Origin of the sequence: Saccharopolyspora sp. NFXS83 (genome assembly GCF_026241095.1) — a bacterium.
Classification (GTDB): Bacteria; Actinomycetota; Actinomycetes; order Mycobacteriales; family Pseudonocardiaceae; genus Saccharopolyspora_C.
Map to the genome: position 1 here is coordinate 93019 of NZ_JAPFGB010000005.1, position 20944 is coordinate 113962.

General features: G+C 73.7%; 14 protein-coding genes. 11 read left to right on the plus strand and 3 right to left on the minus strand.

The genetic code is table 11. The features are described from left to right. The first annotated feature begins 3 nt into the window (after nucleotides 1–3). Together metX and OOZ19_RS07285 are read left to right on the plus strand one after the other, a co-directional pair. On the plus strand, nucleotides 4–1131 hold the full coding sequence (metX, locus tag OOZ19_RS07280; RefSeq protein WP_266089241.1) for a homoserine O-acetyltransferase MetX: 1128 nt from the start codon (nucleotides 4–6) through the stop codon (nucleotides 1129–1131). Nucleotides 1132–1163: 32 nt separating this feature from the next. Next, complete coding sequence (locus OOZ19_RS07285; RefSeq protein ID WP_266089242.1) at nucleotides 1164–2822, plus strand: AMP-binding protein; 1659 nt, start codon at nucleotides 1164–1166, stop codon at nucleotides 2820–2822. Nucleotides 2823–2843: 21 nt separating this feature from the next. On the opposite strand, the gene OOZ19_RS07290 is transcribed toward OOZ19_RS07285, so the two are convergent. Further along, on the minus strand, nucleotides 2844–4028 hold the full coding sequence (locus tag OOZ19_RS07290; protein ID WP_266089243.1) for a 4-hydroxybenzoate 3-monooxygenase: 1185 nt from the start codon (nucleotides 4026–4028) through the stop codon (nucleotides 2844–2846). Nucleotides 4029–4188: 160 nt separating this feature from the next. On the opposite strand from OOZ19_RS07290, the gene OOZ19_RS07295 reads away from it, so the two are divergent. Continuing rightward, a complete protein-coding gene (locus OOZ19_RS07295) occupies nucleotides 4189–4653 on the plus strand; it encodes a MarR family winged helix-turn-helix transcriptional regulator (RefSeq protein WP_266089244.1) in 465 nt (154 codons plus the stop codon). On the opposite strand, the gene OOZ19_RS07300 is transcribed toward OOZ19_RS07295, so the two are convergent. Together OOZ19_RS07300 and OOZ19_RS07305 are read right to left on the minus strand one after the other, a co-directional pair. Beyond that, the gene (locus OOZ19_RS07300; protein ID WP_266089420.1) at nucleotides 4642–5964 is read right to left on the minus strand and encodes a M1 family metallopeptidase; all 1323 of its coding nucleotides are present in this window, start codon (nucleotides 5962–5964) and stop codon (nucleotides 4642–4644) included. The two genes, OOZ19_RS07295 and OOZ19_RS07300, sit on opposite strands and share 12 nt — an antisense overlap. Continuing rightward, the gene (locus tag OOZ19_RS07305; RefSeq protein ID WP_266089245.1) at nucleotides 5961–9932 is read right to left on the minus strand and encodes a Pls/PosA family non-ribosomal peptide synthetase; all 3972 of its coding nucleotides are present in this window, start codon (nucleotides 9930–9932) and stop codon (nucleotides 5961–5963) included. The genes OOZ19_RS07300 and OOZ19_RS07305 overlap by 4 nt, the downstream gene beginning before the upstream one ends. Before the next feature lie 483 nt (nucleotides 9933–10415). On the opposite strand from OOZ19_RS07305, the gene OOZ19_RS07310 reads away from it, so the two are divergent. The 8 genes from OOZ19_RS07310 (at nucleotide 10416) to OOZ19_RS07345 (ending at nucleotide 20894) form a co-directional block, all read left to right on the plus strand. Then, complete coding sequence (locus OOZ19_RS07310; protein WP_266089246.1) at nucleotides 10416–13556, plus strand: ATP-binding protein; 3141 nt, start codon at nucleotides 10416–10418, stop codon at nucleotides 13554–13556. Nucleotides 13557–13666: 110 nt separating this feature from the next. Beyond that, nucleotides 13667–15391, plus strand: a complete 1725-nt coding sequence (locus OOZ19_RS07315; protein ID WP_266089247.1) for an alpha/beta hydrolase family protein — start codon at nucleotides 13667–13669, stop codon at nucleotides 15389–15391. A 25-nt stretch (nucleotides 15392–15416) separates the two neighbouring features. Beyond that, nucleotides 15417–16160, plus strand: coding sequence for a decaprenylphospho-beta-D-erythro-pentofuranosid-2-ulose 2-reductase (gene dprE2, locus OOZ19_RS07320; RefSeq protein ID WP_266089248.1), 744 nt, complete (start codon nucleotides 15417–15419; stop codon nucleotides 16158–16160). A gap of 189 nt (nucleotides 16161–16349) precedes the next feature. Beyond that, the gene (locus tag OOZ19_RS07325) at nucleotides 16350–16742 is read left to right on the plus strand and encodes a DUF2237 family protein (RefSeq protein WP_184478895.1); all 393 of its coding nucleotides are present in this window, start codon (nucleotides 16350–16352) and stop codon (nucleotides 16740–16742) included. Nucleotides 16743–16943: 201 nt separating this feature from the next. Then, complete coding sequence (locus OOZ19_RS07330; protein WP_266089249.1) at nucleotides 16944–17240, plus strand: hypothetical protein; 297 nt, start codon at nucleotides 16944–16946, stop codon at nucleotides 17238–17240. A 51-nt stretch (nucleotides 17241–17291) separates the two neighbouring features. Then, nucleotides 17292–17645, plus strand: coding sequence for a hypothetical protein (locus OOZ19_RS07335; RefSeq protein ID WP_266089250.1), 354 nt, complete (start codon nucleotides 17292–17294; stop codon nucleotides 17643–17645). Between the two features lie 288 nt (nucleotides 17646–17933). After that, nucleotides 17934–18548: a TetR/AcrR family transcriptional regulator gene (locus tag OOZ19_RS07340; RefSeq protein WP_266089251.1), complete on the plus strand. Its 615-nt coding sequence runs from the start codon at nucleotides 17934–17936 to the stop codon at nucleotides 18546–18548. Between the two features lie 261 nt (nucleotides 18549–18809). Further along, nucleotides 18810–20894 carry a diguanylate cyclase gene (locus OOZ19_RS07345; RefSeq protein ID WP_266089252.1) on the plus strand — a complete coding sequence of 695 codons (2085 nt, stop codon included), beginning with the start codon at nucleotides 18810–18812 and terminating at the stop codon, nucleotides 20892–20894. Nucleotides 20895–20944: the final 50 nt, after the last annotated feature.

Below are 20944 nucleotides of genomic sequence, written 5' to 3' on the forward strand. Positions count from 1 at the left end.
CAGATGACGTCGCGGCCCCTTCCCGCCACCGGTGCCTGGCGGGAAGGGCACCCGCCCGGCCGGCGGCGCTGGCTCGGGCTCGATCCGCTGGACCTGCAGTCGGGTTCCCGGCTCACCGGCGCGCGGCTCGCCTACGAGACGTGGGGAACTCTCGACCCGGACGGCGGCAACGCCGTGCTGGTGCTGCACGCCCTCACCGGGGACACCCACCTGCGCGGCCCCGCCGAGCCGGGGCATCCGAGCGCCGGTTGGTGGGAAGGCGTCGTCGGACCGGGTCTCGCGTTGGACACGGACCGGTGGTTCGTGGTGGCGCCGAACGCGCTCGGCGGTTGCCAGGGCAGCACCGGACCGGCCGATACCGCTCCGGACGGCAAGACCTGGGGAGGCCGGTTCCCCGCGCTGACCGTGCGGGACCTGGTGCGCGCCGAGGTGGCGCTCGCCGACGCGCTGGGCGTGGACGGCTGGGCGGCGGTGATCGGCGGCTCGCTCGGCGGGATGCGCGCGCTGGAGTGGGCCGTGGACCAGCCGGAACGGGTGCGCTCGGCATTGCTGCTGTGCTGCGGCGCGGTCGCCTCCGCGGAGCAGATCGCCTGGTCCTCGGCGCAGCTGCACGCGATCCGCGCCGACCCGGACTGGCTGGGCGGCGACTACCACGAGCTGCCCGCCGGGCGCGGCCCGCACGCGGGGCTCGGGCTGGCGCGCCGGATCGCGCACCTCACCTACCGCAGCCCGCACGAGCTGCAGGTCCGGTTCGGTTCGGCGGCCCAGGACGGCGAAGACCCGGCGGCGGGCGGGCGCTACGCCGTGGAGTCCTACCTCGACCACCACGCGGCGAAGCTGGTGCGCCGGTTCGACGCCGCGAGCTACGTGCGGCTCACCGAAGCCATGTCCGCGCACGACGTGGGCCGGGACCGCGGCGGGGTGAGCGGGGCGCTGAGCCGGGTCGGCGCCCGGACGCTGGTCGCCGGGGTGGACAGCGACCGCCTCTTCCCGCCCGCCGATCAGCACTCCCTCGCCCGCGGACTCGGCACCTCGGCCCGGATCATCGGCTCCCCGTACGGCCACGACGGGTTCCTCATCGAGACCGAGCAGGTCTCCGAGTTGGTGCGCGAACTGCTCAAGGACACTTGACGAGCACGGCCCGCGCGGCCAACCGTGAACGCATGTCCGCCTACCACGAGCGTCCTTGGCTGGCCCGGTACGACGCGGCGCAGCCGACCGACCTCGACGCCGAGCACCCGCACGCCGTGGCCATGTTCCAGGACGCCGTGCGGCGGTTCCCGGACCGGCCGCTGATCCACTACTTCGACGCGGCGCTCACCGCCGCCGAGCTCGACGGGCTCAGCGACGCGTTCGCCGGCGCGCTGCAGGACCAGGGCGTGGCGGCGGGCGAGCGGGTGGCGCTGTACCTGCAGAACGTGCCGCAGTTCGCCATCGCGCTGATCGGCGCGTGGAAGGCGGGCTGCGTCGCGGTTCCGATCAACCCGATGAACAAGCGCCGCGAGCTCGCACTGCTGCTGGCGGACTCCGGGGCGACGGTGCTGGTGGCGCTGCGCGGGCTGCACGAGCAGGTCGCCGCCGGAGTGCTGGCGGACACCGACGTGACCTGGACGATCACCACCGCCGAGCACGCGCACCAGACCCGCGACGACCCGCGGATCCTGCCGGAACCGGACGCGGGCGTGCCCGCGGGCACCACCGACCTCGCCGCGCTGCTCGACGAACATCGGGGCAGGCGCCCCGTTCCGGTTCCGCTCGGGCCCGAGGACGTCGCGGTGCTCACCTACACCTCCGGCACCACCGGGCCGCCCAAGGGGGCGATGAACACCCACCGCAACATCGTGTTCGACGCGCGGGTGTGGCGGGACTGGATCGGCCTCGGTCCCGACGACGTGATCCTCGGGGTGGCTCCGCTGTTCCACATCACCGGCCTGGTGGGACACCTGGCGCTGGCGCTGCTGACCCCGGCGCCGCTGGTGCTCACCCACCGCTTCGAACCCGGTGTCGTCGTCGACGCCGTGCGCGAGCACCGGCCCACGTTCACCGTCGGGGCGATCACCGTGTTCATCGCGCTGCTCAACACCGACGCGATGCGGGAGGACCTGGCGAGCCTGCGGCGGATCTACTCGGGCGGGGCACCGATCCCGCCGAGCACCGTGCTCGCGTTCGAGCGGCGATTCGGGCAGCGGATCCACAACGTCTACGGGCTCACCGAGACGACCTCCGCCGCGTTCGCCCAGCCGTGGGCGGCGGAGGCACCGGTGGACGAGGGTTCGGGCGCGCTGTCGGTGGGCGTGCCCGTGTACTCGACGCACGCGCGGATCATCGGCGAGGACGGCCGGGAGCTGGCGCCGGGCGAAGTCGGCGAGCTGGTGATCTCCGGCCCGCAGGTGGTCGCCGGGTACTGGGGCAAACCGGAGGAGAGCGAATCCGCGCTGCCCGGCGGGGATCTTCGCACCGGCGACGTCGCCCGGATGGACGCCGAGGGCTGGTTCTACCTGGTGGACCGCAAGAAGGACCAGATCAACGCCGGCGGCTTCAAGGTGTGGCCGCGCGAAGTGGAGGACGTGCTCTACGAACATCCCGCCGTCCGCGAGGCCGCCGTGATCGGCGTGCCCGACGCCTACCGGGGCGAGACGGTGCGGGCGTACGTGAGCCTGCGGCCCGATCACGGTGCCACACCGGAGGAACTGGTCGAGTTCTGCCGCACGCGGCTGGCGGCCTACAAGTACCCCAGGCAGGTCGAGGTCCTCACCGAGCTCCCCAAGACGACCACCGGAAAGCTCCTGCGCCGGGAACTCCGCGCCCGCCACGCCGACTGACGCCCGGCGATCACCGGCCGTTCACAGCTCCGCCCCCAGCGGGAACCCGACGTAGTTCTCCGCCAGCGAGGTGGCCGCCGCGGTCGAGCCGACGACGTGGTCCAAGTGGGATCGCTGCAGGCGGCGGGCGAAGTCGTCGGCCGCCGGATCGGCGTGCAGCAAGGTCGTCATGAAGTACGAGAAGTGCTCGGCGCGCCACACCCGGCGCAACGCGGTGTCCGAATAGGACTCCAGCTCTCGGTCGTCGCCGCGGCCGAGCGCGGCGGTGAGCGCCTGCGCCAGCAGCGCCACGTCGGCCACCGCGAGGTTGAGCCCCTTCGCGCCGGTGGGCGGCACGATGTGCGCGGCGTCGCCCGCCAGCAGCAACCTGCCGTAGCGCAGCGGTTCCGCGACGAAGCTGCGCATCGGGGTGACCGACTTGTCGGTGATCGGCCCGCGTTCCAGCCGCCAGTCCCCGTCCACGGCGAACCGCACGTCCAGCTCGTCCCAGATCCGCTCGTCCGGCCAGTCCCGCACGTCGGTGTCCGGCGGAACCTGCAGGTAGAGCCTGCTGACCTGCGGGGTGCGCATGCTGTGCAGCGCGAATCCGCGCTCGTGGCTCGCGTAGATCAGTTCCTCGGTGGACGGTGCGACGTCGGCGAGGATGCCGAGCCACGCGAAGGGGTAGGTCCGCTCGTAGGTGCGGACCCGCTCCGCGGGAATCGCCTTGCGGGCGACCCCGTGGAAGCCGTCCGCGCCGACGACGTAGTCGGCGTCGAGAACGTGCTCCGCTCCGGCGCGGCGGTAGTGGACCCGCGGGTGCGCGGTGTCGGCTCCCCGCACTTCGGAGACCTCGGCGTCGAACAGCAGCGGTGCCCCGGACTCGATCCGCAGCGCGACCAGGTCGCGCACCACTTCGGTCTGGGCGTACACCATCACCTGGCGCCCGCCGGTGAGCGCGGCCATGTCGATGCGGTGCCCGGCGCCGCCGAAGCGCAGCTCGATCCCGTCGTGGGGCAGGCCCTCGCGGTCCATCCGCTCCCCCGCGCCGCAGCTCCGCAGCACGTCGACGGTGCCCTGTTCGAGGATCCCGGCGCGCTGCCGGTGCTCGACGTGCTCCCGCGAGCGGGATTCCAGCACGACCGACTCGATCCCCTGGCGTTGCAGCAACCGCGCCAGCAGCAGGCCCGCGGGTCCCGCTCCGATGATGGCCACGCTGGTCCGCATCGACATCTCCTTCGGCCTCGCACTCGAATTGCTCCGTGTACGGATGAATTGGGTACACGGTCCACCGCGAAGACCAGGTTGTCAACGAATCGACCACCCCTCGCTCGATGCAGACATGATCCGTACACGGATCGGATCACCGGTGTCGCACAATGGGCGGGTGGGTTCCATCGATCTCAGCACTCATCCCGGCCACCTGTTCCGGCGCGTCCAGCAGGTGCACACGATGCTGTGGGCGGCGGCGGTCTCCGACGACGTCACCCCGCCGCAGTTCGCGGTGCTCAACGGGCTCGCCGACGAGGGAGGGCTCGATCAGCGCACGCTCGCCGAACGGATCGCGCTGGACCGCTCCACCGCCGCCGACGTCATCACCCGGCTGGTCCGCCGCGGACTCGTCGAACGAGCCAGGGACAGCGCCGACGCCAGGCGCAACGTGCTGCGGCTGACCGAACCCGGGCGGACCGCGCACACCGGGCTGGTGCGGCGCACCGAACGGATGATCGAGATCCTGCTGACGCCCCTCGACGGCGCGGAACGCGAACAACTGCTCGGCCTGCTCGGCCGGGTCGCGCAAGCCGGGGAGCGGATCCGCGACCCCGGATCCGAGGTCGCCTCAGAAACCTGAGTCCGCGGGCGTTTCGGTGCCGTGCAACCAGGTCTCGAACAAGCCCTCCAGCGGACGCACCGCGTACTCCTGGGCCAGCGCGGTGAACTCGGCGGTGGACACCGTGGCGTGCCGGTGCTCGGCCACCCAGCGCCGCAGCAACCCGAAGAACGCCTCGTCGCCGAGTTCGCCGCGCAACGCGTGCAACGTCAGCGCCCCGCGCTTGTACACGCCCTCGTCGAACATCCGCGCCACCCCCGGATCCGCGACCCGCAGGCCGGGCTCGGCCCGGCGCATCCGCGCGTGCCACTCGCGGGCGTGCTCGGCGGCGGTGCCCTCGCCGGCGGCCTCCGACCACAACCACTCCGCGTAGGTCGCGAACCCCTCGTTGAGCCAGATGTCGCGCCAGTCTCCGAGGGTCAGCGCGTTGCCGAACCACTGGTGGGCCAGCTCGTGCACCACCAGCCGCTCGTGGGTGCGGTGCCCGTCGAGCAGGTTGCGGCCGAACACCGACAGGCCCTGGGCCTCGATCGGCTCCTCCAAGTCGTCGTCGGTGATCACGACGACGTACTCCGCGAACGGGTACGGGCCGAACAGCTCGCCGAGCACCCGCATGATCTCGCCGTGGCGCCCGAAGGTCTCCCGGAACACCGGCACCAGGTGCGCGGGCACCGCCGCCCGCTGCGGCACCGGGCCGGCCGCCAGCTCGACCTCCTCGTACCGCCCGGTGTGCACGCCCATCAGGTACGTCGGCGTGGGCTCGGTCCGCTCGTAGACCCACCGGATGGAGCCCGCGCCGCTGGTGCGCCGCGACAGCAGATCACCCGTGACCAGCACGGAGAAACCCGCGTCCGCGGTCACCGACACCCGGTAGGCGGCCTTGTCCGACGGGTGGTCGTTGCAGGGGAACCAGGACGGCGCGCCGATCGGCTGGCTGGCCACCAGCGACCCCTCGGTCAGCTCGTCCCAGCCGATGTCGCCCCACTGCCCGCGCACCGGGCGCGGATTTCCCGCGTACCGGACCCGCACCTGGAACCCGGCGCCGTCGGAGATCGCCCGCCGCGGCCGGACGCGCAGCTTGCCCGCGCGGTGGCCGAACTTCGCGGGCTCGCCGTCGACGAGCACCCGGCGCACCCGCAGGTCCGCGAAGTCCAGGCTCAGCGCCGACAACGCCTGGGTCGCCACCGCCGAAACGGTCACGTCCCCGGACAGCCGGTTCGGACCGACGCGGTAGTCCAGGTCCAAGTCGTAGTGCTCGACGCGGTAGCCGCCGTTGCCGTGCGCCGGCAGGTACGAGTCCGCGGAGCGGTCAGCTCCCGGCGCGGCCGTCATGAGCGCCGCTTCCCGCCCCGCCACGCGGAGATCGGGTTGCCGCGCCAGCGCGAGTCCGCGGGCACCGCGTCCCCGCGGGTGATCAGCGAGCCCGGACCGACCGTCGTGCGCGCGCCGATGCTCGCGCCGGGCAGCACGATCCCGTGCGGGCCGAGCGTCGCGCCCTCGTCCAGCACCACCTCGTCCATGCTCATGATCCGATCATGGAACAGGTGGGTCTGCACCACGCACCCCCGGTTCACCGTCGCCCCGGCGCCGAGGCGCACCAGGTCCGACTCCGGCAGCCAGTAGGTCTCCACCCACGCGCCGCGACCGATGCGCGCGCCCATCGTGCGCAGCCACGTCGTCAGCAGCGGCGTGCCCGTCGCGGCACCCGCCAGCCACGGCACCGCCAGCACCTCGACGAAGGTGTCGGCGAGCTCGCCGCGCCACACGAACGAGCTCCACAGCGGCTGCTGGCGCACCCGGAACCGGCCCACCAGCACCCACTTCGCCAGCGTCGTCACCGCGCACGCCAGCACGCCCGCCGCCAGCAGCACGATCCCGGACAACGCCGCCGCGGCCCACGGCCCGGCCGCGGCCCACAGCCACGCGAGCGCGCCGAGCGCGAGCACCGCCAGCGCCATCGAGGCCATCACGGGCACGATCCGGCACAGCTCCACCAGCGCCCGGGCGAACACCAGCCGCAGCGGCGGGTCGAAGGTGCGTTCCGCATCCGAGCGCACCTTCGCGCGCCGCAACGGCATCGGCGGCATGCCCAGGTACGACGAGCCCTTCTTCGCCTTGCGCGGCGTGGACGAGAGCACCCCGACCAGCCCGCGCTTGGGCACCGAACGGCCCGGAGCGGTCATGCCGGAGTTGCCGAGGAACGCCTCCTTGCCGATGCGGGCCGGGGCGACGTGCAACCAGCCGTGCCCCAGCTCGTAGGTGGCCACCATGGTGTCGTCGGCGAGAAAGGCCCCGTCGGCGACCTTCGTCATCTTCGGCAGCGCCAGCACCGTGGAGATCTCCGCGCCGCGGCCCACCTTCGCCCCCAGCAGCCGCAGCCACATCGGCGTGAGCACGCTGGCGTACAGCGGGAACAACGCGGTGCGGGCCATGCCCATCAGGCGTTCCGTCGTCCACACCTGCCAGGCGATGCGCCCGTGCACCGGGTGGTGGCCCTCGCGCAGGCCGACACCGAGCGCCCGCACCGCGACCAGCACCAGCAGCATGTAGCCGCCGAAGTACGCGGCCGTCGCCGCCGGGACCGCCGCGAGCGCGGCTCCCAGCCCGGCCCGCAGCGTCGGTGTGCCCGCCAGCGCGGCGGCGACGATCACCAGCGCGGGCACCGCCGCCACCACCGGTACCGCAGCGAACAACGCCGAGGTGAGGCCGTACACCGCGCTCCACGTGCGGGAGCGCGGCGGGCGGTGCGCGGGCCACTTCGCCGGGCCGCTCGCGGAACGCGCCGCGGGCGAGCCGGACCAGCGCTGGTGCGCCGGGATCACGCCGTAGACGGTCGAGCCCGCGGCGGCCTCCGCGCCCTTGCCCACCCGAGAGTCCGGCAGCAGCGTGCTCCGCGCGCCCACGCGGGCGCCCGCCCCGATCCGGACCCGTCCGATGTGGACGGTGTCGCCGTCCACCCAGTGCCCGGACAGGTCCACTTCGGGCTCGATCGCCGCGCCGCGGCCCACCTTGAGCAGCCCCGTCACCGGCGGCGGCGAATGCAGGTCGACGTCCTCGCCGATCTTCGCGCCGAGTGCCTTCGCGTAGTGCGTCGTCCAGAACGCCCCGGAGACCGAACTCGCCCCGCACCGCTGGTCCCACTGCTGTGCCGCCCACAACCGCAGGTGCACGCCCCCGCCGCGCGGGTAGCGGCCCGGACGGACCCGGTGCAGCAGCATCCTGATGCCGCCCGTGGCGAGCACGATCCGCCCCAGCGGGCTGAACAGCACCACCCATGCCGCGACCAGCGCCCACCAGGACGCCGACGGAGCCCACGCGAGGCCCGCCGCCGAGAGCACGGTGCCGATCGCCGCAAGCACCGTCGTCCACCGCAGCCCGGTGAGCGTGCACAGCGGGATCATCAGCAGCAGCTGGCACCAACCCATCCGCCGCGGGACCGGGTCGACCTCGGAGCGGGCGGTCGTCACCGCGTCCAGCTCGTCCAGCTCCGCCGCGAGCTCACCGAGCCGCGGGTGCTGGTAGAGGTCGGCGACCGAGACCTGCGGATGCCGGGCGCGCAACCGCGTCACCAGCTGGGCCGCGGCGAGGCTGCCGCCACCGAGCCGGAAGAAGTCCGCGTCCGGCCCGTCCGGGCGCATGCCGAGGACCTCCGCCCACTCCTCGACCAGCCACGACTCGGTCTCCGACAGCCCGTTGACCAGCGGCTGCTCCCGCTGCGGCAACGGCCAGGGCAGCGCCGCGCGGTCCACCTTGCCGGAGGTGCGCGTCGGCAACGCGTCCACCACCGCGGGCAGCGGGACCAGCGAAGCGGGCAGCACCTCCCGCAACCTGCGCACGGCGTCGTCGGTGTCGAACTCGGTGGCGTCCTCGGCGACGAGGTAGCCGACGAGCAGCTCGCCGCCGACCTTCGTTCGGCGCACCGCCGCCGCCGCGCCCGCCACGCCGGGCAGTCCCTGCAGCGCGGCATCGACCTCACCGAGCTCGATGCGCCTGCCGCCGAGCTTGATCTGCTCGTCGGCGCGACCGGCGAACACCAGCCCCTCCGGATCGGCGCGCACCAGGTCCCCGCTGCGGTAGGCCCGCGACCAGCCCAGCGACGGCATCGGCGCGAACTTCTCCGCGTCCTTGGCCGGATCCAGGTAGCGGGCGAGTCCGGCACCGCCGATCACCAGCTCGCCCTGCGCGCCCGGGGCCACCGGCACCCCGCGCTCGTCGACCACCGCGAGCCGCCAGCCCGCCAGCGGCAGCCCGATCCGCACCGGCCCCCGCCCGTCCAGCCGTGCCGCGCAGGCCACCACGGTCGCCTCGGTCGGGCCGTAGGTGTTCCACACCTCGCGACCGTCGGCGACGAGCCGCTCCGCCAGCTCCGGCGGGCAGGCCTCACCGCCGAAGATGAGCAGCCGCACCCCGGACAGCGCCTCCGCGGGCCACAGCGCGGCCAGCGTCGGCACCGTGGAGACCACGCTGATCCGCCGCCGCACCAGCCACGGCCCCAAGTCGGCACCGGTGCGCACCAGGGAACGCGGTGCGGGCACCAAGCAGGCGCCGTGCCGCCAGGCCAGCCACATCTCCTCGCAGGACGCGTCGAAGGCGACCGACAAACCCGCGAGCACCCGGTCTTCGGGCCCGATCGGCGCGTCCCGCAGGAACAGCCGCGCCTCGGCGTCCACGAACGCCGCCGCCGAGCGGTGCCGCACCGCCACCCCCTTCGGGGTGCCGGTCGATCCGGAGGTGAAGATGATCCACGCGTCGTCGCCCGGCTCCGGCGAACCGCCCAGGCCCGTCGGGGCACCCCGCTCGACCGGCTCACCGCCGGTGAGCACCGCGCACACCTCGGCCTCGCCGAACACCAGCTCCGCGCGTTCCGGCGGATCGTCGGCGTCGACCGGCACGTAGGCCGCGCCCGCCGCGAGCACCGCGAGGATGCCCAGGTACAGCTCGGACGTGCCCGACTCGACGCGGATCCCGACCCGGTCGCCGCGACCGATGCCCGCCTCGGTGAGCCGTCGGGCGTCGGACTCGACGCGGTCCGCCAACTGCCGGTAGGTGAAGGTCTCGGAACCCGTGTCCAGGGCGAGCGCCTCCGGGTGGGCGCTCACGGTGGCCGCGAGCACGTCCAGCAGGGTGCGCTCCGGGGCGGCCGGGCCCGCGTCGAACAGCGCGGTCGCGGGTGGCTCCGGCACGGCCAGCGCGGTGCGCGCGAGCGCGGCGGCTGCCGCGGTCGAACCGGGCGAATGCGGTTGTGCCAGCAGGTCGAAGACGGGGAAATCGGAGACGGGCGACTCGGTTCCGCGGTTCATCGACAACGTCACCGGACGGGCCTTCCATCGGGAACACCGGAATCCGGAACTCGATCACCGCTGACGCTCATGACCCACCTTCTCCGGTCGATGCCCGCGGATCCGACCCATCCACGAGAGACAGAACGATCAGATTACCCCTGGTGAACGGGAGGACCGGCATTCGACCGACGATTCGTGTCCTGCCTCACCGAGCCTCGAACGGCTCCGGTCAAGACCTCGCATCCGGTCCTACCCGTGCAGGTGACCACGAGCCCCGGACTTCACCCGATGCGCGGGGACTCGGCCGAACGCCGACCACGCACCGCCCGAAGTCCTCGGCGGAAACCGACCGGCTCGACGACGCGCCCGCACGTTAAGGCGAACCTCCGAACCGGTTCAGCACCCAGCGTCTCCACCACCGGGTTCGAATCGTTCCCGCACTCGGCGCCGCGCCCGGACCGATCTCACCATGGAGCGGATCAACGCAGGTGGGGAGGTGTGATGACACGTCGCGACCAGCTCGGCACGGGCACCGTTGCGCGCCCCTTGCTGGACGACGCGCTCGACACGGCCACCCGGAACAGGGTGTGCCTGGTGATCGCGGCGGCCGGATGGGGCAAGACGACGGCCGTCAAGGAATGGGCCGCCACGGGCGTCACCACCGCTTGGTGGTCGCCCGAGAGCTCCGGCGACGACGCCGGACGGCTGCTCACCCACCTCGTCGACGCCGCGCTCCCGCACCTGCCCGGTCCAGCTCCGGCCACCGAGCGCGGCGCGATCTGCGACTGGCTGCGCGACCTCCCCGCGGACCTGCACCTGGTGATCGACGACCTGCACGAGGCCGGTGAGCACGCGGTCTCGCTCATCGCCGACCTGTGCCGCACCGCGCCGCCGCGACTGCGGCTGGTGCTGCTGTCCCGCCACGAACCCCCGTTCTCCCTGGAACGCCTGCGGGGGCAGGGGAAGGTCGGCGAGATCGACGCCGGGCTCCTCGCCTTCGACACCGACGAGATCGCCGAACTGCTCGACGGCGCCCTCGGCGACGGCGACGTCGCGCTCGCCCACGAACTCAGCGAACGCACCGGTGGCTGGCCCGCCGCGGTCTGCCGCGCCATCGAGTCGCTGCGGACCGTGCCCGAACCCCGCCGCTCCGGGATGCCGTCAGCCGACCGGTTCCACCCGTACCTCGCCGAAGAGGTCCTCGACCGCGAGCCGGAGCGGGCGCGCCACGCGCTGCACCGGCTGGCCGTGCTCGGCGACGTCACCTCCGAAGAACCCGGCGGCATGTTCACCGACCTCGCCCGGCGCGGCCTGCTGCGCCCTGCCGGAACCGGGCGGTGGGCGCTGGTGCCCCCGTTGGCCGAGTTCCTCGCGGAACCTCGCACGGTGACCCCGGAAACCCGCACCTCGCTGCACCGCCAGGCCGCCGAGGAGGACCACCGCGCCGGCCGGCACGAGCGCGCGCTGCGCCACCTCGTCGCCGCCCGCGACACCGAGCGCTGCGCCGCGCTGCTCAGCGACGTCGGTGGCAGGCTCCTCGACGACGGGCACGTCGACGTGGTGCTCGACGCCGCGGCGTTGCTCGGCGACTCGGCCGGGGAGGCCCTCGCGCGCCTCGTCGGGCAGGCGCACCGGTTGCGGGGCCGCTGGCCGGAGGCCGCCGCGTGCTGGCGGCGCGCGGGTTCACCGGCCGACCCCGCTCTGGCGTGGCGGATCGCCGCCACCGCCCTGGCCAGGGCCGAGCCCGCCGAAGCGCTCGACGCCTGCGCCGCCGCGCACGGCACCGGCACCACCCCCGACGAGGCCCGGCTCTCCGCGATCGCCGCGTTGGCGCACCGCCTCACCGGTGACATCGCGCGCGGCCGGGAGGCCGCCATCCGGGCTGAGGAGATCGCCGCGAACTGCGCGCCCGGATCAGCGGCACCCACCGCCGCCCGCATCGCCCGCGCCGTGCTCGCCGCCGCCCGCGGCGACCAGCGCGAGGCGCGCACCGCCTGGTTCGACGCCGCCGAGAACGCACCGGCGGTGCCTCTCGGCAGGCTGCACGCGCTGCGCGCGCTGCACTGCACCGAAGCGGGCGAACCCGCCCCGGCCCTGGCTCACGCCGACGCGGCGCTGCGGATCGCGGAGAAGCACGGCGACCCGCTGCTGCGGGCTCACGCGCTGACCCAGCGCGGCACCGCCCTCGCCCGGCTCGGCCGGTTCGACGAGGCGACCGTCGCGGTCGACGCCGCCTGCGACGGATTCGGTCGGTTCGGCACCGGATACCTCGCCTGGCCGCTGTGCGTGCGCGGCGACGTGCACCGCCAGCGCGGCAGGCTCGAACGGGCCCGCTCCGCTTACGAGGAGGCGCTGGCACTGGCCGAACCCGCGCGGGACGTGCTCGGGACGAGCGCCGCGCTGATCGGGCTGGCGCGGATCCGCGCGGTCGACGACCCGGCGCGGGCGCGCGTGCTCGCCCAGCGCGCGGTGGACCTCGGCGAACACCTGCACGAGGTGCGCGCCCTGCTCACCCGCGGCTGGATCGCCTGGGAGGCCGGAGACCTCGAACCGGCGATCGCGGACGCCGCGCTCGCCGCTGAGCAGGCCCGCACCCGCGGCGACGAACCCGGCTTGGCGGAGGCGCTGGCGCTCACCGCCGTCACGTCCCCCGACCCGCTGGAGCACGGACCGGCGCTGGACGAGGCGGTGCAGATCTGGCGTGAAGGCGGCTTCGCCGTCGAGGAGGCGCAGGCCGTGCTGCTGCGCCACCGCCTCGGCCCGGTGCGCGACGGTGCCGGAGCCGTCGCGGACCTCGCCGAACGCACCCTGCGCGAGCATGGCGCGACGCCCGACGCCCGGGCCGCCGCCGGCCCGCTCGCGGCGGTGGCCCGGCTGGCCCCGCCGGTGGCGCTGCGCGCGCTGGGCGTGTTCCGGATCGAACACGCCGGGCTGCCGGTGCCGCGCGCGGCGTGGCAGTCCCGCAAAGCCCGCGAGCTGCTGAAGATCCTCGTCGCGAAGCGGCGTCCCCTGCGCCGCGAAGAACTGATGGAACTGCTGTGGCCCGAGGTCGACCCGGTGCGCGCAGGCAACCGGCTCTCGGTGCTGCTGTCGACCGTGCGCGACGTGCTCTCGGGCCCCGGGCCGATGACCGGTTCGGTCCTGCTGACGAGTGAGACCGGCACCGTCGGCCTCGACCCGCGCTACGTCCGCGTCGACGTCGACGCCTTCCTCGCCCAGGCCGATCGGGCGCTGCAGGCGCACCGCGACGAGCTGCCCTCCGCGACCGCGCAGCTGCTGGACGCCGAGGCCGCCTACACCGGTGACTTCCTGGAGGACGACCCCTACCAGGCCTGGGCGGACGCGCTGGCCGACGAGCTGCGCACCACGCACGTCGCCGTGCTGCGGGCGTTGACCCGGCGGCTGCGGGCCGAAGGCGACACCGACCGCGTCGCCCGCTTCGCCCTGCGGCTGCTGCGCGACGACTGCTACGACGAAGAGGCGCACCTCGACCTGGTGAGCACGTTGCTGCGCGCGGAGCGCTTCGGCGAGGCCCGCCGCCGCTACGAGCTCTACGGCAAGCGGATGCGGGAGATCTCCGTCGACCCCCGCCCGTTCCCCGGCATCCCCGGAAATCGGCGCCGAACTGACACGTCCGAGTGACGATCCTGCCCGTTACGGGTGACGCAAACACGCCCTTAAGCAAACCCTAAACCTCCCTGAACAGCGGTTTTCTACTGTCGCGGAGTGCATTCCGCTTGCCCGAGGCGCGCATGAGCGCACCCGCCCCGATCCGGCCCGCCACCTTGGCCGTGGCCAGGTCGAACTTCGGCTTCTCCCCCGACGGCCGGGAGGTCGCCTGCGTCCGCACCAGCGCCGAGGCGTCCACCTTGGAGCTGTGGTCCTTCGCGGCGCGCGGCACCCGCCCGCACGTGCTGCGCAGCCGTCGCCTCGGCCAGATCCCCGGCAAGATCCGCTCCTCGGGACCTGAACTGATCCACCACAGCAGGGCCGTCGATCCCTACGCGCAGGTGCTGCCACTGGGCGACGGGCGAGTGCTGCTGCTGACCGAGCGCGGCGACCTCGCCGAGCTGGAACTGATCGCTCCGCCGGTCCCGCGCGCCCACATCCTGGGCCAAGTGCGCGCGGCGGACGGCTACCTGCTGCCGAGCCCGTCGGCGGCGCAGCTGGGCTTCCTGGTCGCCCGTGAAGACCCGGAACAGACGGCCGTCTGGCGACTCACGGACGGCCCGCCCGGTGTCGAGCCACTCGTGCGGCTGCCAGGAGCCGCCTCTGGGGGTGTGTGGCTCGACACCGACGCGGATCTGCTCGCGCTGAACCTGTCCCGGCCCGGGCACGCGGTCGAAGGGGTGCTGGCCGACCTGCGGCGCGGATCGTGGCAGCCGCTGTTCTCGCTGTCCCCCGGCAGCGATGACCGGATCCTGCTGCACCACCAGCGCTCCAAGCTGCTGCTGGTGCGCTCCACCTCCACCGGCGCGGATCGGGTGGGCTGGGTGCTGCTGGACGGGGCGGGCAGCGTGCGGTTCCCGGACCGGCTGTGCCCGACGCACATCCCGCTGACCGTGGACGACAGCGGCCAGCGGGTGCTGCTGCGGCGGGAATCGGGCGCGTTGTCCGCGCTGGACCTCTACTCCCCGCGCGACGACAAGCTCACCGCGCTCACCCTGCCGCCCGGTCGCACCGGAGAGCAGGCGCACTTGAACGGACGCACGGTGCGGGTGCCGTTCTCCTCGCCCGCCCGGCCGGCGACGCTGGTGACGGTCTCGCCGAGCGGATCCTGCTCCGCCATTCCGGAGGAGCCGGGCCCGGAGCAGCCGCCGTGGGCGTCGGCGGACCTGCTGCGCCTCGGCGGCGGCATCGAGGCCATCGTCTACGGCGGCGCGAAGTGGCGTTCCTGCGAGCACGTGGTGCTCGCGCTGCACCACGCCGAAGGGGCGCTGTGGCACTGGGAGTTCCACCCGCTGTTCCAGGACTTGGCGGCGGTGGGAGTCGCCGTCATCGCGCCGAACCACCGCGCCGACGACGGCAAGTGGGGCGGGCCGGACCTGGCCGGGGTGATCTCGCTCGGGCATCACCTGCGCTCGCAGCGGCCCGGACTGCCCGGTCCGATCCTGCTCGGCGGCGGGCACGGCGGACGACTCGCGCTGCAGGCAGCGGGCAGCACGCCGGGGTTGTGGTCGGCGTGCGTCGCGCTGGCGCCGCTGCTGACCGACGACGACGAGCTGGCGCGGGGCATGGAGGCGAACACCGCGCCGGTGCTGCTGGTGCACGGCACCGGCGACGAGACGGTGCCGGTCGGCCGGGCGCGGGCGTTGCGCCGGAGGCTCGCCGGACCGGCCGTCGCGGGCCCCGCCTTCCGGTACTTCGAGGTCGATGCCGGGCACGAGGCCGTGGCCGCGGTGGACCGGGGAACCCTGCGGGAGAAGGTCGTCGCGTTCTGCCGCGGCGGGCTGGCCCCCTCACCCGGAGCGCGCTGAGCACGGTCGGGCACACTGATCCGCGATGAGCTCAACGGTTCTGGTCCTGGGTGGCCGCAGCGAGATCGGTGTCGAACTGGCCGCCCGCATGGTCGGGGACGGGGCCCGCACGGTGGTCCTGGCGGCCCGGCGCAGCCACGACCTCGACGAGCAGGAGACCCTGCTGCGCGAAGCCGGCGCCGCCGAGGTGGAGCGGGTGGAGTTCGACGCCGACGACCTCAGCACGCACCGGAAGCTGCTCGACGACCTCACCGCGCGGCACGGGACGCTGGACGACGTGATCGTCTCCTTCGGCATCCTCGGTGATCAGGAACGCGCCGAGCGCGACGCCGAGCACGCGGTGTCGATCGTGCACACCGACTACGTCGCGCACGTCTCGGTGCTCACGCACCTCGCGACCGCGCTGCGCGCGCAAGGGCGCGGACGGCTGGTGGTGTTCTCCTCGGTGGCCGGGGTTCGGGTGCGGCGGGCTAACTACGTCTACGGGTCGGCCAAGGCCGGACTCGACGGGTTCGCGGCCGGTCTCTCGGACGCGCTCGCGGGCAGCGGGGTGAGCCTGCTGGTGGTGCGGCCGGGCTTCGTCGTCGGGCGGATGACCGAGGGCATGTCCCCCGCGCCGTTCTCCAGCACCCCCGGGCAGGTCGCCGATGCCGCGGTGCGGGCGCTGCGCCGGGGCCGCGTCGAGGTGTGGGTGCCGTTCGCGTTGCGGGTGCTGTTCGGCGTGCTGCGGTACGTGCCGCGCCCGATCTGGCGTCGGATGCCGCGCTAGGAATCGGGCGCCGGGGGCGAAAACGCGCCACTGGACGGATACCGCCGTTCTCGCCACACTGGAAGCTCAGGTTTCGGGGCCTGAGGTCGCAGGGCGTCCAGCCTCCGAGGGCGGTCGCCCTCCGGGGAGGTCGACCCGGCTCGGGCCTGCCCCCTACCGGCGTCCAGGTGTTGGAGTGAAGGTGCCCTCATGACGACCGATCGCAACGTTCTCGGTGGCGAACTGGAGCCTTGCGGCACCGAACCGCTCACCGGTTTCTACCGCGACGGCTGCTGCTCGACCGGACCGGAAGACGTCGGCGAGCACACGGTGTGCGCCGTGGTCTCCACCGAGTTCCTCGTGCAGCAACAGGAGACGGGCAACGATCTGGTGACGCCCCGCCCGGAGTACGGATTCGCGGGCCTGCAGCCCGGTGATCGCTGGTGCGTGTGCGCCTCGCGCTGGCTGGAGGCGTATTCGGCGGGGGCGGCTCCACCGGTGCTGCTGGCCGCCACCCACGCGAAGGCGATCGAGGTGGTCCCGCTGAGCGCGCTGCAGGAGCACGCCGTGGACGTGCCGGCCGACCCGAGCACGCTGACCTGAGCCCGTTCGTGCGCGCGGGTACCGGCGGGTTCCCGCGAACGCGCGTGCGATGATCCGGATCTCGCCGCCCACCTCCGTTGGGCCCGTCGCCCGACGGGCACCGCCGGGTGAGGAGACTGGGGCCCGGTACGGGCCGCGCCTTCGCGCGGGCACCGAAGCCCGCACCGGAGGGGCGGACTGCGCGCGGAACGAGAGCGGTTGATGTCAGCACCGGACTCCAGCACGACCGGGTCCCCCTGCTCGCCGAGCCTGTACGTCCAGTCCCAGGCGGGCAAGGCGGTGATCCGCGAAGTCGGCGATCAGGACGAACGCGAACAGCGGTTCTTCGGCACCGTCGCGCAGCCGCCCGGTTCCGGTATGGTGCTGGCCTCGGCCGCCGCGGTCACCGATGCCTTTTTCCTCGGTTCGCTGCACGGGGCCTTCCGCGGTGTGCTCGGCAGCGTGAGCCGCGGACCGCAGCCGCCGCAGGTGTGGGTCGCGGTGTCCGGACTGCACTAGGCGGGCCAGCACGGGTGGTCGCCCGCGCAGCGGCTGGCCGACGAGTTCCGCGTGGACGTGCTCGCTCCGGACGGGCTGCTGGCGCTGGTTCCGGGCGGGGCGATCTTCGCCGGTACCGGGGAGCACGCGTGGCGGTTGTTCCGCACCGGCACCGTCGCGCAGCCCTGCGCTCCGGCTGCCGACGCCGGGCTGGGAGTCGGCGTTGCCGCGCGCGAGCAACTCGGTCTCCGGCCTGCTGGTCGAGCCGGTGCCCGCGGGCCTGCTGCTGCGGCCCGCGGAGAGCCCGACGCGGGCGTCGTCGTCCCGCAGTCCGGCCAACGCCCTCGGGTGCTGCTGGCGCCGTCGGCCACTCCCGCACAGGTCGCCGCGGCGGTCGGACCGCGGTACGCGGCAGCATGGAGCTGATCCCGACATCCGGCGTCGTACCCGGGTGTGTTGGCGGTCGATGCGGGTGGTGACGCTGAGCATCGCCGGGCTGGTGCTGGTGGTGATGGCGGCCGTGGTCGGCACCCGGCTCGGCCCGGCGGGGCGCCAGCGGCGGTGGCGCAGGCACGGGTGGTGAAGGTGGTCGACGGGCCGCAGGAGTCCGCCCCGAACTGACCGGGTCACCGGCTCGCAGGGCACGGCGCCGTTGGGCTCCCCGCACCGGATCGGCACACTGTGCGGACGTAGCGGATCGAGGGAGGGATTCCGATGCGAGCCGACCAGCCGGCCTGCGACCCGACGTGCACCGAGCGCGCGGCGCACGTCGAGCGCGCCGACGCCGCGCGCAACCGCAGGCGGATCATGGACGCCGCGCAGGGCATGGTGCGCAGGCACGGCGTGGAGTCGTTGTCGATGGAGGACGTGGCCCAGTCCGCCGGGGTCGGCGTCGGCACCGTCTACCGGCGGTTCGGGGACCGCGCGGGACTGGCCTACGCGCTGCTCGACGAGCGGGAGCGGGAGTTCCAGGAGGCGTTCCTCAGCGGGCCCGCGCCGTTAGGTCCGGGCGCGGCGCCCGGCGAGCGGATCCGGGCGTTCCTGGACGCGCTACTCGACCGGGTGGACGAGCAATCGGCGCTGCTGCTGGTCGCCGAGACCAACAGCGCGCACGCCCGCCACCTCAGCGGCGCTTACGGCGCGCACCGCGCCCACCTGGCGGAGCTGCTGCGTTCGGCCCGGCCGGAGGGGGACGCGCAGGTGTGGGCCGACGCGTTGCTGGCGCCGTTCGGGTCGGTGTTGATCACCTACCAGCAGGAGGTCGCGGGGATGCCGTTGGAGCGGATCCGCGCGGGCCTGGACGACCTGGTCACCGCGCTGCTGCGCTGAGACGCGCTTCGCGGCCATGGGGACTCCACTGTGGACGGCAATGGCGACGCCCCCTTCCCCGGGCCGACGACCGACCGCGCCCGGATTCGCGCCGCCGGCCCGCTTCCTCCGATCCGCGGGCGGGCCCGCAGTGATCCACATCATCGGGCGCGCTGCCCCCTGCCGCTATGGTGAGGCCGATCTTCGGCGGATCGAACCCCTCATGCCTGGCATCGACCGCCGCCCGACCGCTACGGTCGTGTCCCCAGTGGAAAGGCTTCGATGATCAGCACGGTTCGGCGGACGTTCGGCGGCCTCGTCTGGCCGATCTACCTGGTGGTCTGCGCGCTGGTGGCCCTCGCCTACTTCGCGATCCCGGAGAACGACGCCACGAACCCGCTGCGGATCGTGCTCTACTGCGCCATCAGCGGCTCCGCGGTGCCCGCCCTGCTGTGCGGACTGCGCGCGCACCGGCCCCGCTGGCGCCTGCCGTGGCTGCTGATCGCCAGCAGCCAGGCCGTGTACTTCCTCGCCGACACGAGCTTCTACACCGCGCACTACCTGCTGGGCATCACCACGTTCCCGTTCGTCGCCGACATCCTCTACCTGGCGCACTACCCGCTGATCGTCACCGGGGTGCTGCTGCTGATCAGAGCGCGTTCGCCGCGCCGCGACCTGCTGAGCCTCATCGACGCGACGGTGCTGGGCGTGGCCGCGGCGCTGCTGTCCTGGCTGTACCTGATCAAGCCGTTGACCACCGGGGACGAGTCCGGCCTGACCACCGCGGCCTACGTGGCCTACCCGGTGCTGGACCTGGCGCTGCTCGCGGTCGGGTTGCGGCTGCTGCTCGACCCCGGACCGCGCCCGCCCTCGTTCTTCCTGCTGGTGGGCAACCTGCTGGCTTTCCTCGGCGCCGATTCGATCTACGTGCTGCAGCGGATCGACGGCAGCTACTTCGCAGGCAACTTCCTGGACGCGCTGTGGCTCGCGGGCAACATCGCCCTCGGCACCGCCGGGCTGCACCCGACGATGGCCGCGCTGACCCAGCCCGGTCCGGGCCGCGAGCTGAACCTGAGCCCGCTGCGGGTGACGATGCTGGCCGCCGCCTCGCTCATCGCACCCGGCATCCTGGTGCTGGAGAACGCCCGGGTCTCGAACGGCTACGTGAACGCGATCGCGGCGGCCTGCGCGGTGCTGTTCCTGCTCACCCTGGGCAGGTTGGTGGTCATGGTCTCCGAGCAGCGCAGGCTCGCGGTGACGGATTCGCTGACCGGGCTGCACACCCGCCGGTACTTCGAGATGGAACTGCCGAAGGCGTTGGCGCGGGCGAGCCGAGCCCGCACGCGCCTCGCGGTGTTCATCGTGGACGTCGACCACTTCAAGTCCATCAACGACCGCTACGGGCATCCGGTGGGCGACCGCGTGCTCGTGGAGATCTCGAAGCGGCTGCGCGAGGTCGTGCGCGAAGGGGACGTGCTGGCCCGCTACGGCGGCGAGGAATTCGCGCTGCTGAGCACGGACGTGGCCGATGAGGACGTGCCTGCGATCGCCGAACGGCTCCGGATGGCGGTCGCGCGGGAGCCGGTCGTCGTGGACCGCGCCGAATGGATCGCGGTGACCACCTCGGTCGGGGCGGCGCAGGCGACCGGCCAGGAGGAGGACCCGCTGCAGGTCGTGGCCGCCGCCGACCGCGCGCTGTACGCGGCGAAGGCCGAGGGCCGCGATCGGATCTCGGTGGGCGAGCGCCCGGTCGCCGTGACCGCGGTGGACCACACCGCGGCGCTCGGCTACCTGCACTCGGTGAGCGATCAGGTCGACCACTGCCTGTCCTCGCACTCGCACGGCCGCGCCGTCGGTTCCTACGCGCGGGTGGTGTGCCGTGCGATGGGCGGCGACGCCGCGACCGTGCACAACACCGAGCTCGCCGGGCGCCTGCACGACGTCGGGAAGATCGTCATCCCGGAGTCGGTGCTGGGCAAACCGGCCGCGCTCGACGAAGCCGAGTGGGCGCTGCTTCGCCAGCACCCCGATCACGGCTACCACCTGCTGCGGTCGGTGCCGGACCTGCACGAGATCGCCGAGATCGTGCGCCAGCACCACGAGCGCTGGGACGGCAAGGGCTACCCGCTGGGGCTGGCCGCGGAGGCGGTCCGGTTCGAGGCGCGGATCATCTCGGTCTGCGACGCGTGGGCGACGATGCTCGCCGACCGGCCCTACCGGCACACCCTCACCGTCGACGAGGCGCTGCAGGAACTGCGGGACGGCCGCGGCACGCAGTTCGACCCCGCCGTCGTGGACGCCTTCCTGCGCTTGCACACCGACGGCGAGATCCACCGGCTACCACCGCTGCTCCAGGCCAAGAGCTGACCGCGCGGCGGACCCCAGGCCGACGACGACGAGCGTTCTCGATCGTCGTC